The sequence below is a fragment of the Lutibacter flavus genome (genome assembly GCF_900188355.1).
GTDB lineage: Bacteria > Bacteroidota > Bacteroidia > Flavobacteriales > Flavobacteriaceae > Lutibacter > Lutibacter flavus.
Genome location: NZ_FZNX01000005.1, coordinates 388,805 through 404,408 on the forward strand (window position 1 = coordinate 388,805; position 15,604 = coordinate 404,408).

The window sequence follows — 15,604 nt, forward strand, 5'->3', positions numbered from 1 at the left end:
ATTATCAAGTGTAATACCATCTAAATAAATATCAGTGGTTTGCGTCATTTCCAAAGAGGTACGACTGTGGCAATCTGACTATCAATAAACAGATTGCCACATTTTACTGAAAAAAGTAAAATTCGAAATGACAATATTTTTTATTTTACTTTTTCACCGTCTATATATGTTTCTTTGATTTTTATTGAAGGAATTTCGGATTCTTCAATTTCCATAATGTTTTTATCAAGAATTATAAAATCTGCCATTTTACCTACTTCAATACTTCCTTTTTCCTCTTCTTCAAAATTTGAATAAGCTGCCCAAATAGTCATTCCTTTTAAAGTTTCTTCTCTTGTTAAAGCATTTTCCATTTGAAATCCATTTTCAGGATAATTATTTAAATCTTTACGAGTAACTGCAGCATAAAATGTTAACAAAGGACTCACTTTTTCAACCGGAAAATCGGTTCCTAAAGCTACTTTTCCGTATTTATTTAATAAATCTTTAAATGCATAAGCGCCTTTTATTCGGTCAGCACCAACTCTGTTTTCTGCCCAATACATATCAGATGTTGCGTGCGTTGGTTGTACAGAAGGTAAAATATTGTCAAAATAATTAAAGTCATTTTTATCAATAATTTGTGCGTGTTCAATTCTCCAACGTCTATTTTTTTTGTCTTTTAAAACGTCTTTATAAGTTTTTAACATTACATAATTTGCTGAATCTCCAATTGCGTGGGTATTCATTTGGAAGTCTGATGTTGCAATTTTTTCAGCAAAACTTTTTAAATCACTTAGAGGTGTTACTAAAGCTCCAAAATGATTATGCTGATCGCTATATGGTTTTTTCATAGCTGCTCCGCGAGAACCCAATGCTCCATCTGCATAGACTTTAAATGAGCGAACATTTAAACGATCGGTTTTTATAATTCCTTTTTTAGTGTAATAATCAATGCTTTTATCACTTGCTGAAACCATTGCATAAATTCTTATTTTTAATTCTCCAGTTTGCTGTAAACTATCAATTAATTCAATTGTTGATTGTGATAAACCGGCATCATCAACAGTTGTTAAACCAAAATCTATACATATTTTTTCAGCATCTTTTAAGGCTTGAATTTGTACTTGTTTTGATGGTTTTGGAATGATTGCTTCAATTAAATCCATAGGGCCATCAATAAATATACCTGTTAATTTTCCATTTTTTTGAAGAATAAAACCACCTTCAGCTTTTGTTTTAACCGTAACTCCTGCCAAATCTATCGCTGCTTGATTTACTAATAAAGCATGACCATCAATTCTTCTAATTGCAACCGGAGTATTAGGGAAAATTTTGTCTAGCGATTCTTTTGTTGGAAATTCTTTTACTTCCCAATCATTTTGATCCCAACCTCGGCCAGTAATAAAGGCAACATTGTTTTTGTTTTGAAATTGAGAAATTTTATACAAAACTTCTTTAAAACTCTTAGTTCCATTTAAATCTACTTTTTGTTGTTGCAATCCTAAACCATAAAAATGGCAATGAGCATCAATAAAACCAGGTACTATAGTTTTGCCTTGAACGTTATTTGTAAAAGTTGAGGCGTACGTATTTTGAATTTCTTCATTAGTTCCAACTGCGATTATTTTTCCATCTTTAATTGCAATTGCTTCAGCTTTATCAAAATTGTTATTTACGGTATAAATATTTGCATTTATTATAGTAGTATCTGCTTTTTCTTTTTTTGTGCAAGAAAATGTAATTACAGCTAAAATTAAAATGGATAATTTTTTCATTTTTTATTTTTATATTATTTTTTTTGCTATAAAATCGATTTTGTTTGAAGTTATATCAAAGTCTTTTTTAGGCTCAATTTGATTACAAGGTAACAAGTCCATTAGAATAATAAGCGAAAAAAATAGAATTCTCACTAATCGTATAGTTTTAAAGATTGTTAAAACTACATAAAATAGTTGAAAAATTCATGGCTTATTTATAAATCAAATTTATAGGTAATACCTGCCAATATTTGTAAAGTTTGTACTTGGTAATTTACAAAAGGTTGGTATTTTTTACCAAGTGCATTATTTATTTTTGCAAAGGCCGTTAGCCTATCAGAAAAAATGTACCCACCGTTTAGGTTTAAATCCATATAAGAATCGTTTTCTACAATTACCCCTGTATTTGTTGGTTGCCCGAAAGGAATTACAAAGTCCTTTGTTTGGCCGTTGTAAAATAATTTGGCTCCTGCAAACCAACTTTTGTTTTGATAATCTGCATTTATAGTTGCTTTAATTGAAGGTAAATTCCAAGCTTCTAATTCGTTTTCTGTAGTATAATTTGCGTAATTAATTGTTCCTCCAAAATTAAACTCTTTTGATGCATCAATAGATAATTCTCCAAAGAATCCTAAAGTTTTTACATTGTCATAAATAACTCCAAATGAATTTCCTGCTTCATAAGAATTTGCAACATTTATTGTACCATTAGTTTTAGTTTGGTTTTGAATAAAAAGAGGTTTATTTTGTTCGTTGGTATGGCTCACAGAAAAATTATATCCAATATTAGAAGCTAATTTTCCTTTTGCGCCAACAAACGCTTTATATTGAGCATCCGTTTGTTGAATGCTTAATGTTGGGGAAACATATGGATTTTCAGTTGATAAATCTCTATATGTATTTTGAATTAAATCTCCTGTAACTCCAGCCACCAAAATAAAAACTTCATCTACTAACTTAAAGGAAGCGGTGACATTTGGATATGCATAAAATTTATTTGTTTTATTATCGAGATCACTTGAGTAGTATAATTTAGCTCCTAAGTTTACGGTTAAGTTTTCGCGTAAAACTTCAAAATTAGGATTGAACCCTAAGTTTAAAAAGCTGTATTTTAAATCATCAGTTGTATCGTAATTTTGTTCAAATTTACCATTAATTAGATCTATTAAAAATTCACCGTTAATTAGCTCTGTTGAAATTGGAAATTCTAATTTAGGTTTAGCTATAAATCTAAATTCATTACTACTAAAATTGTCTGAAAAGTTAACTAATTCAGCTGTTGCTCCTTGAAAAAACGAATCTTCAAAATTTACTTTTCCACCAACATAAATATTTTTATAGATTTGTTTTTCATCCATATTATTAATTACGGCATCATCAAAAATTACATCAGCAGGAATTCCGTAATAATTGTATAGTTTTCTTTGAACACCAGCATTTATTTGCCAATTATAATATCTATCAAATTGTTTATAATACCCATCAATTCTTGTGTCAGCAAAACTATCATTTAACTGTAAATCTTTTATTCCTCCTTCAGAAGAGTGGTGATTTATAAAAATACCGAGATCATTGTATCTGGAATCTCCAGTATGCAGATAAGCCTCGAAAAGCGGACTTGTAAAATTACCAAACCCTGCAGAAATGTAATTTTCAAAAAGCCGTTCTTTAGGTTCTCTAACAACACCTTTGGCTTTTCCTTTTGAAGGTGTAAAAGTAGATGCTACAGGAATAGAAAATATACTATAGCTAACATTTTCTTTTTGAATTTTAGTAATTGTATCTATTACAGGATTGGATTTTACTTTAAAAGCATCAGAAATTGTAGGTGTATACGGTTTTACAACCATAATTTCTTCGGTTCTTAAGGTATCTACTTTGGTTTCCTGTGAAAAAGAAACACTTGCTATTAAAATTAATGTTGAAGTTATAAATAGCTTTCGCATTGTATATTTTTTAATTGTGAAACTGTCTTTTTTTGATTTTTAAATCAATAATTAATTTTTTATTGACTCGTTTGTTTTTGCTTGTTCAGTTTTTATTTTATTTAAATCTGAAGTCGCTTTTTCAACAACATCATCAAATTGTGAAAAGTTTTTAATTACACTTTCTAAAATGTAAGTAGCCTGATAAGCATCATTTAATTCGTAATAATTATTTGCCATAATTAATAAACCTTTAGCAGCCCAATATTTATATGCAGAATAATCTGATGCAATTTTTTGGACAATTTGGTTTGATACTCTGTAGCTACCATCTTTATTTTCAAAATAAGCATCGTAATACAAAGCTTCTGCTTTTAATTCTCCTGAGGCTATTTTTTCTACTTCTTTATAGGCATTTCTGGCTTTATCTTCATTGTTAGTTTTTATAGCTGAACGTGCAATAATAATATGTGCATCAGATTTTACACGTGTTTCTAATTTAGCACCTCGCAATACCATTTCTGCATAATTAACAGCCTTGCTATAGTTTTTGCTTTCATAATAACCTTTCATTAAGTTGGACTGTGCAAATGTGATATTTTGAGGTAAATCGGCTTCAGACTCTAATCTTTCCAATACTGGAATTGCACTTTGCCAATTGTTATTTTCTAAATGAACCAACGCTAATCTTGAAAGAGCACTTTCTGTAAATTCATTTTGCTGTTGATCAATCACATTTTTATAATGTGGAATGGTTTCATTATGCTTGTTTTCCGAAAATAATGACTGCGCTAAATAAAAATGAGCTTGCAATGTGTGTAACCCTCTCGGGAAGTTTTGTAAGTATTTTTTAAAGCTTGAAATTGATTTATTATGGTTATTTTGTAGGTATTGTTTTTCAGCAGACTCGTACATATCATTGTCTAATTCTGCATCCGAGACATTTATAAAATCAATATCTTTTACCCAAGCAGCATATTCATCAACTCTACCTAAATCCACGTAAATCTGACGAGAATCTTTAATTGCTTGTTTTGCTTCAGAAGTATTTGGAAAACGATTTACAACTGTTTTGTAGGTTGCTAATGCTTGGTTATTTTGATCTGAATTATAATAAATCAACCCTTTTTTTAGCAATGCTTTAGAAACCAACGGACTTCTTTTATAATTTGAAATTAGCTTGTCAAAACTATCAATAGCAAGTTGGTTATTGCCTTTTTTAATGTAAGAATTACCCAAAACATAATACGCATCATCTCTATAAGTAGATCTTAAATATTTGTTTAAAAAAGAATTTAATTCATCAATTTTTAAATTTTCGTTTCCTGTAAGGCCGTAACAAATTGCTTTTTGAAACTGCGCATAATCACCATCAATTCCATTCATATCAATGGCTTTATTGTAAAAACTAATAGCACTGGAATAGTTACTGTTCACAAAATAACCATCGGCAATTCTTAAATAGCTATCATTTTTTCTAATCTTATCATCGGTGTTTTTATTGATGTATTTTTTAAACTCATCAGTAGCTTGTCCGTATTCTTTTTGTTTGAACAGGGCATAAGCTATATTGTAATTTAGATGCTTAAATTCTGTTGTTTTTGAAGCTTCATAATTAGATGAAAAATCTTTAAAATCGGCAAGTGCATCTATAAAATTATTTAATCTATAATTTGATTCTCCTTTCCAAAAAGTAGCTTTTGCAGTAAATGTAGGGTCTAATGGAATGGTTAAAGAGCTTTCAAAACTTTCTTTGGCTAAATCGTAATTACCTTCTGTAAAAAGTTCTGTCCCTCTATAAAAAGCAACTTTTTGATACAAAGCACGTTCTTTGGCACTTTTTTTATTCTGTAAAAATTCTAAAGCACCTTTATAATCTTTTGATGTAATGTATGCACTGATTATTAAATCATTAATTTCTTCTTTATGAGTTGAATTTGGATGCAACTCTATATATTCCTGCAAAACGTCAGGAACACTTTTATATGGATTTCCAATTTCATAACTTAATTTGGCATAATTTAACCATGCATCTTTTTTAATTTCCGGTTCAAATTCCATATTAGCTGCATTTCTAAATGCATTTAAGGCTTCTTGTCTTTTTTCTAATTTGAGGTAACATTCAGCTAAATGATAATAAGCATTTTGGGCAACGGCATTATTACCGCCAATTATTTTATTGAAATTACTAACGGCATTGTCAAAATCGTTTTGCTTATAAAAGGAATAACCAAGTAGGTAATAATCTGTGTTATTCCATTTACCACGTTTACCTTTATAGTTTTTTAAATGTGGAATTGCTTCTTCATATTTTTGAAGATTAAAATAGCTTTCTCCAACAATTTTTGAAATTTCAGAATGTTCTAATCCTCTTGATTTTTCTAGTAAAGGTTCTCCTTTATCAATAGCTATTTGAAACTTTCCGAGTTTAAAATTCATATCTGCTAAGTAATAAGAAACATCTTTTTTAAAAGAAGTATCCTCTTCAACTTCACCTAAATATTTATCTGCAGTTTCGTAATCATCTTGGTTATAAGCGATAAAACCATAATAATATTTGGCTTGAGCTCCATATTCCTGCGAGTCTAATAAGTTTAAAAAATAGTTTTTTGCGGCTGAGTAATTTTTATTTATAAATAGAGAATAAGCATATTTAAAATTATAATCTTCCTCTTGTTTTAAAGTTAAATTGGTAGTGTTTACTTTTTTATACCATTTTGCAGCATACGAATATTTTCCAACTTTGTAATAATAGTCGGCAACATCTATAAAAGCTGAATTTCGTTTAGTACTTGTAGGGTATTTATCAACAAATTGTTGCATTAAATCATCTGAATTTCTTTGACCTAACCGAATAGCACAGTTGGCAGCAAAATATTCACAATTAGCTTTTAATTCTGAAGAATTATCAAAATCATTTTTTATGGTATTAAATTTTTGCTGAGCAGCAACAAATGCCTTATTTTGATACAATTCTACTGCGTGATTATATTCTTTAAGTGAATTAGTGTAAATGGCTGTTTTTTGTGCTGAAATAGTGATGGAAATAAAAAACACTATAATAGGTAATACAATTTTTTTATAATTCATTTTAATAAAAATTGAAAGTTTAAAACTATAATCTAATAACGCAATAATTTTTTGAAATTGCATTTGGTTATTAATATTTTTATCAAAAGGTTATTACAAGAACTATTCCCAATTATTAAATTGATTATGTTTTTAAAATGTCTAAATGAATAAATTAATTAATTAGTAGTTGTTTAAATGCTAAAATTTTTAAATTTGTTAAAAATCATTAATAAATGTCCGAATCAATTCTTAGTTTAAAAGAAGCTCAAATATTTCAGCGAGAGAACCTTGTATTATCAAATGTAAACTTAAATATAAATAAGGGAGAGTTTGTGTATATGATAGGTAAAACGGGAAGCGGAAAAAGTAGTTTAATGAAAACTTTATATGGGGATTTACCACTTGAAAACGGCACAGGAAGTATTGTAGGGTTTAATTTAAAATCTCTAAAAGAAAAAGAGATTCCGTTTTTGAGAAGAAAAATTGGAATTGTTTTTCAAGACTTTAAATTGTTGAATGATAGAAATGTATTTGAAAATTTAAAGTTTGTTTTAAAAGCAACAGGTTGGAAAGATGCTGAAAAAATGAAAACTAAAATAATGGAAGTTTTAAAAAAGGTTGGGATGGAAACCAAAGATTTTAAAATGCCATTTCAACTGTCTGGTGGTGAGCAACAACGTGTTGCAATTGCAAGAGCTTTGTTAAATGATCCTGAGTTAATTTTAGCAGATGAGCCAACCGGGAATTTAGATCCGGCAACTTCTGTTGGAGTGATGAATGTTTTAAAGGAAATTCATGATACCGGGAAAACTATATTAATGGCGACTCATGATTATGCATTAATACTAAAGTTTCCTTATAAAACATTAAAATGTGAAGGTGGAGAATTATTTGAGGTTGTACAGCAGAATTCAAATATTTAATTTAATAATTCTATAATTTTTTGTGCATTAATATGAGTGTCAAAACTTTTTAATACGTTTGTTCTTTTAATAATATCATTTTCAGTAAATTCTTGTTGAGATAATTGTTCGAATTTATTAATGAATTCTTTTTTTGAGTTTGCAATTGAGCAAAGCTTTTCTAGTCCTGTATTTTTAATCATTTCGTCATTTACTAAGCAAAACCGACCATTAAATAATGCATTAATTAGCTTTAATTTGATGCCTGTACCTTGAAATGTAGGAAGTATATTTACATGTGCAGATTTTAGTAACTCTGTTAATTCATCATTACTTTTAAGCATTATGAAGCTTATGTTGGAATGTTTTTTTATTTCAGATTCTAGTTTTGGATTATTAAAATTACTAGCAATAATAAATGGATACGTGGTATTTGAAAAGGCTTTGACTAAATAAAAGCAAGCTTTAGTATTATCAGCTACTCTTATATCACCATGATAAATTGCAAACTTCCCGATACCTTGCATAGATTTAACAGTTTTATGTTCGTGAAAAGCTGGAATATATATCGATTTTAAAGGGAATTTTACCGAAAAATATTCTTGTTCCGAAGGTGAAATAGATAAAATATAGTTGGCTTTTTTAAATATTTTTTGAAACGGGCGTAATTTAATAGCTTCTGTATTAAAAAAAAGTTTTTTAAAAATATTTGATTCACTTTTTGATAAACCTTTATAATAGTTGTGTTCAATATTATGTGCTCTAATAATAACAGTTCTATTATTGAAATTGGCTGTTAAAAGAGGCGAAGTGCTATGTAGTCCTTCAAACAAAATCGGAAAATTATTTGATCTTAAATTTTCAATTAACTTTTTATTTGTCCTTGTTTTAACTATAAATGGTTTTCTCGAAAAAAAATCTTTTAATTTAATTTTTCTCTTATAATAATGTATACTGTTACAATATTTTTCAAGCTCTTTTTGCTTACCTCTACCATATTCATAAGTATGTAAAATTATATTAATTCCAAGATTATTTAAGGCTTTTATTTTATAAAAAACGTCAATAGCACCGCCATAATTTGGAGGGTATGGAACATCAAATGATACTATATTTAAAGTTTTATTCAAGATTTTCAAAAATTTCGATTAATTTTTTTTCTTCATGTTCCCAAATAAGTTCTGAGCTAGCTTTTTCTAAATTGTTTTCAAAATGCGATTTTCCTTTAGAAAGTAATTGATCAATTTGATTTGCTAGTTTTTTTGGAGTTCTACTTTTAATTACCTCACCAACAGTGTGTTTTGAAATAATGTTTTTCATTTCGGGCAAGTTAGAAACTAAAACAGGAATATTAGCTTGTATGTAATCAAATAATTTATTTGGCAAAGCAAACCTGTAATTTAGGCCTAAATCTTCTTCAATACTAAGTCCTAAATCTGCGAGTTTTGTTAAACTACTTAATTCATTTGGAGCTATTTTAGAAATAAACCTCACTTTCTTTTCCAGTCCCAAAATTTTTACTTTCTCCAATAATTCATCCACAATATCTCCATTACCAATGAGTACTAAAATTGAGTTATCTATAAATTGCATTGTCTCAATTATCAATTCTAGACCTCTTCCTTTATTTAAGGCACCTTGATATAAAATAATATTAGAATTATAAATTTCGAATGGGAAATTACCTTTTTGATTATTTGATAATTTTATGGGAAAGTTTCTAATTAAACTAAAATTAGTATTGTATTTTTTGTTGTAATATTTTGCAATTGAATCACTAACTGTTATACAATTATTAAGTTTTGGTAATATATTTCCTTCAATTTTCAACCATATTTTTTGAACAAAAGGCCTGTTTATTAATTCAGGAACTTCTGTAAATAATTCGTGACTATCATAAACCAGCTTTTTTCTAAACACTTTACTCACAAGATAGTTTGGTAATAAAGTATCTAAATCGTTACTAAGTAAAATATCCTTTTTTGTAAAAAGTAGTTTAATAAATAAGCGAAGATTGTATTCCGCGTAAAATAAAAAACCTTTATTGAATATTAGCTTAAATCGAATTGTTTTATAAGGTCTGTCAATTTCAATACTATCAGAAAATTTCCTACCAATTAAGAGCAAGTCAAAACCCATTGATGCTAAAGTAGTACATACTTTATGAACTCGTTGGTCTGTGACCAAATCATTTGTTACTGAAACTAATATTCGTTTCAAATGAGTTTTTTTAAAATTTAAGAATTAACCTTTCTTTGATTAAAGTAAAGGTAATATATGTTTGCGAATAAAATAAAAACATTGGTAATAATTATTGGCCAGGAAATGTTAAGCATTACTCCATAAATAACAAAAATAATTGCCCCAATAGAGTTAATAATTCTAAGTGTTGACAGGTTTTTCATTAAGAATGAAATAATAAGCACAGCAGAAGCTAAATAACCAACCCATTCAGTATAAGAAATATTTAAAAGCATATTTGTATTTTTTTTGGAGGGCAAAGGTAATGGAAAAAACGAGAAGGGTCTAAAAAAAGAAACCTCACTCAAAAATGAGTGAGGAAAATTGCTATGAAAAAGATTGGTAAATCTTTACGACTTACCAGATACAAATATACAATAAAATTTATTTAAGAATATGTTTTTTTGTTAAATTTTTACTAAAAAAAGCTAATTTTATCAAAATGAAGATATTAGTGGAGACGCCGGGAATCGAACCCGGGTCCAAACAAGCAACCAAAGTAGTTTCTACATGTTTATTTTTCGTTTGATTTTCGACTTAAAGCTGACCGAAAACAGCCCACTTTAAACTTAGTTTCTTAAGTTTCAAAATACCAACGAAACACTGATATTTCTATGTTAACTTTTACGATGCCCTAAAATTAATCGCCGCTAACCAAGGCTATTAGGGGGCATTCAGCTTGCACACCTTGTGTGCCGAGGCTCATCCTACTATAATTCGGATTAAGCAGCTAAAGCGTAGTTATCTTCGCCGTTTAAAAAGTTGAAATTGAGATTTACGAGTGCTATTTCATAACTCGACATGCTTCTAGTTTAATTGACCTTGCAGTCAAAACCAGTCGTCCCCAATAAGTCAAAGAACAAGTTCTTTTAAAAGAAGGCAAATGTATAAAAAATCCATTAGATTAATTATTTGTTTGTTTCTTTAATTCATAATACCTTAGTCACAAATTTTATACCAAATTATACAATGAAAATAGGAATCATTAATGAACGTAAAAATCCACCAGACAGGAGAGTCGTTTTATCTCCAAAAGAATGTAAGCGATTATTAAAAAAATATCCTCAATTAACTATTAAAGTAGAAAGTTCGGATAATCGTTTTTTTACTGATGAAGACTATGTAAATCAAGGAGTTGAAGTAGTTAAAGATGTTTCTGATTGTGATGTTTTATTGGGTGTAAAAGAAGTGCCAATTGAATTTTTAATTCCAAATAAAAAGTATTTTTTCTTTTCACATACTATTAAAAAACAGGAATATAACAGAAAATTACTGCAAGCCATTTTGGCAAAGAATATTGAATTGTATGATCACGAAGTAATTGTTAATAAAAAAGGGCAAAGATTAGTGGCTTTTGGAAAATATGCTGGTATTGTTGGTGCTTATAATGGTTTTAGAGCGTATGGTATGAAAAATAAGTTGTTTCAATTACCTAAAGCTGAAGAGTTACACGATCAATTAATGTTGATACATGAACTTCAAAAAATAAAATTACCGGCAATTAAAGTGTTGTTAACAGGAAAAGGTAGAGTAGGTAATGGAGCAAAGGAAATGTTGAAGGGTATGAGAATGCGTGAAGTAACAATACAAGAATTTCTAACTAAAACTTTTAAGGAACCAGTTTATGTTCAAATAGATGTATTAGATTATAATAAGAGAAAAGATGGAGAGGTTAAAGATCAAAACGATTTTTTTAAAAATCCATCTGAATATGAAAGTAACTTTATGAGATTTGCTAAAGTTGCAGATTTGTTCATTGCAGGTCACTTTTATGGGGATGGAGCACCATTTCTTTTCACTCGTGAAGATGCTAAATCAAATGAGTTTCATATAAATACTATTGCAGATATTAGTTGTGATATTGATGGGCCAGTTGCTTCAACAATTCGATCTTCAACAATTGCTGATCCTATTTATGGATACAACCCAGCAACAGAAAAAGAAGTTGATTTTAAAAATAAAAATGCAATTGCTGTAATGGCAGTGGATAATTTACCTTGTGAATTGCCAAAAGATGCATCCGAAGGATTTGGAGATAGTTTTGCTAAACATGTAATTCCAGCTTTTTTAAATAATGATGAAGATGGGGTTCTATTAAGAGCTAGAATGACTGAAAACGGAAAATTAACGGAGCGTTTTAGTTATTTACAAAATTATATAGATGGCAAATAATCAGCAACACGAATTAGAAAAATTGGCTAACACTGTTATGCCTTTTGGAAAATATAAAGGCAAACATTTAATTGATTTACCCGAGCATTATATTGTTTGGTATAACAATAAGGGTTTTCCAAAGGGAAAACTTGGTGAAATGCTAGGTTTGGTTTATGAGATTCAGCTAAATGGTTTGGAAGACTTGGTAAGAAAATTAAAATATTAATTTTCCTGATTTTTAAAAAAACCAAGTGAGCCATAAATTATATGATAAACACCAAAAGCCATTCCCCAAAGCATAAATAATTGTTTTGTAAAAACCATTGCTAAAAGCCCGTTTAAAATAAAGAGGGTTCCTAAAAGTATCGTATTACCCACAGTGTATTTTTTTACAACAATAGAGCTTATTCCATAAAGAAAAAGTGAGGTAGGAATTATAAGTTTTATATGCCCAACTTTAACAAGTAAAAGTGTAATAATTCCGCCTATTAATAATAATGCAAGAAATATTTTTCTAATTTTTTTAGCTTTAGAATCCCATCCTTTTAATCCTATTTTTTTTCTTCTCTTCTTATTTATTAAAACAACAGTAAAATAAGAAATTAGAATAAAAAGTAACGAAATAACCCCTAAAATAATTTCAAAAAAAGATATTGGTAAAAATCCTGCAACTCCAACTCCAGACGAAAAATTAGTTAAAAATAACTTTATGAACCAACTAAATATTATTGAGAATATTCCAAAAATAATACCAGTAATCCCGTTTAAAGTTAGATTGTGTTTCACCAAATTCAATTTATAAAATATTAGAAGATGAATTTACGAAATAAAAACTAAAAAAATAATTTCATTAAACTTTTCAACAACAAAATGTTATTAACTAAATTCATTAAAAGACCATTTAGGTTTAATAATTCAATAATTTTATTGATTCAAAAATTGATTAATAATAAACCATCTCAAAATGATAGAAGAATTAATATTCCCGAAAATATACGAATATAACGAAGTGTTAGAGAGCTGCTTAGCTTACTTTAATGGTGATGAGCTTGCTGCGACTACTTGGATGAATAAGTATGCAGTAAAAAATAAGAAAGGTGAATATTTGGAAAGTACACCAGATCAAATGCATAAGAGAATGGCTGTTGAATTTGGGAGAATTGAGAAGAAATATTTGGATAGTGAAAAAGAGATAGAGGGTTTATCAGAATACGGAAAATCAAGAAAATTTTTATCAGAAAATGATATTTTTGACTTGTTTAAAGATTTTAAATATATAATTCCGCAAGGAAGTGTAATGTCTTCGTTAGGAAATGAAAATGTTATTGCATCATTATCAAATTGTGTTGTGGTTCCGCCTGTTTTTGATTCTTATGGTGGTATTTTCCACACGGATCAGCAATTGGCACAATTATTTAAAAGACGTTGTGGAGTTGGTGTAGATTTATCAAATTTAAGACCTCGTGGAGCACAAGTTTCAAATTCTGCAGGAACGACTACAGGTGCAGTTTCTTTTATGGATCGCTTCTCAAATACAACAAGAGAGGTTGCTCAAAATGGGAGAAGAGGTGCATTAATGTTAACTATGGATATTGCACATCCTGATATTGAAGAATTTGTTACAATTAAACAAGATTTAACTAAAATTACGGGGGCAAATATATCTTTACGATTGTCAGACGAATTTATGCAGGCCGTAATTGAAGATGGTGATTTTACCTTACGTTGGCCAATTGAAAGCGATAAACCAACCTATACGAAAACAATTAGAGCTCAGGAATTATGGAATACTATAATTACTTGTGCACATAATACTGCAGAGCCGGGATTAATATTTTGGGATCGTCAACATTATTATTCAACATCATCTATTTACCCAGGTTTTAAAAATAGTTCAACAAATCCTTGTTCAGAAATTGCTATGCAAGGTGGAGATAGTTGTAGATTAATAGCTATTAATTTATATAGTTTTGTTGAAAACCCATTTACAGAAAAAGCAACATTCGATTATAAGAAGTTTTATAAAGTTGTTTATGAGTCGCAACGTTTAATGGATGATTTAGTTGATTTGGAATTGGAAGCTGTTGATAAGATATTCAACAAAATAATGCACGATAAGGAACCAAATAATATTAAACAAGTAGAAATTGACACTTGGAAATTATTATATAAAACAGGTAAAAAAGGAAGAAGAACAGGTTTAGGTTTTACTGCATTGGCTGATTGTATGGCTGCTTTAGGTAAAAAGTTTGATACTGATGAAGCAATTGCTGTTGTTGATGAAATTATGAAAACCAAACTTAAAGGTGAGTTTGATAGTAGTATAGATATGGCCATAACTCGTGGAAAGTTTGAGGTTTTTAATCCAGACATCGAAAATTTATCTGAGTTTGTACAAATGATGGAAAAAGAGTTTCCTGAAGTTTATAAAAGGATGATGAAATACGGTAGACGTAATATTTCAATAAGTACTGTTGCTCCAACAGGAAGTCTGAGTATGTTGGCACAAACTTCGTCTGGAGTAGAACCAGTTTTCTTATTATCCTATAAACGAAGAAGAAAAGTAAATGAAGGTGATGTAAATGCAAAAGTTGCATATGTAGATGATATGGGTGACGCTTTTGAAGAGTTTGAAGTATATCATCCTAAATTAAAACAATGGATGGAAGTAACTGGTAAAACTGATATTAGTGAAAGCCCATATAACGGAGCAACTGCGCCAGAAATTGATTGGGTTAAACGTGTTGAAATGCAAGCCTTAGTTCAAAAATACACAACACATTCAATAAGTTCAACCATAAATTTAGCTAAAGATGTACCTGTTGATTTGGTAGGTAATATTTACATTGAATCCTGGAAAAAAGGGCTAAAAGGAATTACTGTATACAGAGATGGTTCTAGAAGTGGAATTTTAGTTGCGAATGAAGATAATAAAGAAAAGAAAAATAGCGAATGTTATGCAGAAACTATTTTTCCAAAACGCCCTAAAAGAATTATTGCAAAAGTTGTTCGTTTTCAAAATGATTACGATAAATGGGTAGCTGTAGTTGGATTAATTAATAACAGGCCTTATGAAGTATTTACAGGTAAATTAGAAGATGCATTTTTATTACCAACCTGGTTAGAAGAAGGTTGGGTTATTAAAAACAAGGATGAAAATGGTGTTTCTCGATACGATTTTCAATTTGAAGACAAGCAAGGTTATAAAGTAACAATGGAAGGTTTATCAAGAACTTTTGATAAAGAATATTGGAATTACGCGAAACTAATTTCTGGAGTTTTACGTCACGGAATGCCAATTCCTTATGTTGTTGATTTAATTAACAATTTAAATATGTACGATGAAAATATTAATACTTGGAAAAATGGTATTGCTCGAACATTAAAACAATTTGTTGAAGATGGTACCCAAGCCGTTGATAAAAAATGTCCGGAATGTGGTGATCCTGATGGATTAATTTATGAAGAAGGTTGCTTGAAATGTAAAAACTGTGGACATACTAAGTGTGGATAATTTTAGTCAATTATAAATAAAAAACTCCAAGAAAATTTAATTTTCTTGGAGTTTTTT

General features: G+C 29.1%; 11 protein-coding genes and 1 other RNA gene. 4 read left to right on the forward strand and 8 right to left on the reverse strand.

All coding sequences use genetic code 11. The annotated features are described in order from the left end of the window. Window positions 1-140 precede the first annotated feature (140 nt). The 3 genes from CHB63_RS14975 to CHB63_RS14985 all read right to left on the reverse strand — a co-directional run bounded on the left by CHB63_RS14975 (window position 141) and on the right by CHB63_RS14985 (window position 6,754). Window positions 141-1,757, reverse strand: coding sequence for an amidohydrolase (locus CHB63_RS14975; protein ID WP_089379284.1), 1,617 nt, complete (start codon window positions 1,755-1,757; stop codon window positions 141-143). A 197-nt stretch (window positions 1,758-1,954) separates the two neighbouring features. Further along, window positions 1,955-3,685 carry a porin family protein gene (locus CHB63_RS14980; RefSeq protein ID WP_089379285.1) on the reverse strand — a complete coding sequence of 577 codons (1,731 nt, stop codon included), beginning with the start codon at window positions 3,683-3,685 and terminating at the stop codon, window positions 1,955-1,957. 51 nt (window positions 3,686-3,736) lie between these two features. Beyond that, window positions 3,737-6,754, reverse strand: coding sequence for a tetratricopeptide repeat protein (locus tag CHB63_RS14985; RefSeq protein WP_089379318.1), 3,018 nt, complete (start codon window positions 6,752-6,754; stop codon window positions 3,737-3,739). Between the two features lie 215 nt (window positions 6,755-6,969). Between CHB63_RS14985 and CHB63_RS14990 the strand changes: the two genes are divergently transcribed. Beyond that, window positions 6,970-7,659, forward strand: coding sequence for a cell division ATP-binding protein FtsE (locus tag CHB63_RS14990; protein ID WP_089379286.1), 690 nt, complete (start codon window positions 6,970-6,972; stop codon window positions 7,657-7,659). On the opposite strand, the gene CHB63_RS14995 is transcribed toward CHB63_RS14990, so the two are convergent. The 4 genes from CHB63_RS14995 to ssrA all read right to left on the reverse strand — a co-directional run bounded on the left by CHB63_RS14995 (window position 7,656) and on the right by ssrA (window position 10,725). After that, a complete protein-coding gene (locus tag CHB63_RS14995; RefSeq protein WP_089379287.1) occupies window positions 7,656-8,768 on the reverse strand; it encodes a glycosyltransferase in 1,113 nt (370 codons plus the stop codon). The two genes, CHB63_RS14990 and CHB63_RS14995, sit on opposite strands and share 4 nt — an antisense overlap. Further along, complete coding sequence (locus CHB63_RS15000) at window positions 8,761-9,858, reverse strand: glycosyltransferase (RefSeq protein WP_141107320.1); 1,098 nt, start codon at window positions 9,856-9,858, stop codon at window positions 8,761-8,763. Before CHB63_RS15000 ends, CHB63_RS14995 begins: the two co-directional genes overlap by 8 nt. Window positions 9,859-9,875: 17 nt before the next feature. Then, window positions 9,876-10,115 carry a uroporphyrinogen decarboxylase gene (locus tag CHB63_RS15005; RefSeq protein ID WP_089379289.1) on the reverse strand — a complete coding sequence of 80 codons (240 nt, stop codon included), beginning with the start codon at window positions 10,113-10,115 and terminating at the stop codon, window positions 9,876-9,878. Between the two features lie 216 nt (window positions 10,116-10,331). Then, window positions 10,332-10,725, reverse strand: a transfer-messenger RNA (tmRNA) gene (ssrA, locus tag CHB63_RS15010). Between the two features lie 123 nt (window positions 10,726-10,848). On the opposite strand from ssrA, the gene CHB63_RS15015 reads away from it, so the two are divergent. Together CHB63_RS15015 and CHB63_RS15020 are read left to right on the forward strand one after the other, a co-directional pair. Beyond that, on the forward strand, window positions 10,849-12,051 hold the full coding sequence (locus CHB63_RS15015) for an NAD(P)-dependent oxidoreductase (RefSeq protein ID WP_089379290.1): 1,203 nt from the start codon (window positions 10,849-10,851) through the stop codon (window positions 12,049-12,051). Then, the gene (locus CHB63_RS15020) at window positions 12,041-12,259 is read left to right on the forward strand and encodes a DUF3820 family protein (protein ID WP_089379291.1); all 219 of its coding nucleotides are present in this window, start codon (window positions 12,041-12,043) and stop codon (window positions 12,257-12,259) included. Before CHB63_RS15015 ends, CHB63_RS15020 begins: the two co-directional genes overlap by 11 nt. Here CHB63_RS15020 and CHB63_RS15025 read toward each other — a convergent pair. Next, window positions 12,256-12,819: a DUF3810 domain-containing protein gene (locus tag CHB63_RS15025; RefSeq protein WP_141107321.1), complete on the reverse strand. Its 564-nt coding sequence runs from the start codon at window positions 12,817-12,819 to the stop codon at window positions 12,256-12,258. The two genes, CHB63_RS15020 and CHB63_RS15025, sit on opposite strands and share 4 nt — an antisense overlap. A 178-nt stretch (window positions 12,820-12,997) precedes the next feature. Here CHB63_RS15025 and CHB63_RS15030 point away from each other — a divergent pair, with 178 nt between their 5' ends. Next, window positions 12,998-15,547, forward strand: coding sequence for an adenosylcobalamin-dependent ribonucleoside-diphosphate reductase (locus tag CHB63_RS15030; RefSeq protein ID WP_217898421.1), 2,550 nt, complete (start codon window positions 12,998-13,000; stop codon window positions 15,545-15,547). Window positions 15,548-15,604: the final 57 nt, after the last annotated feature.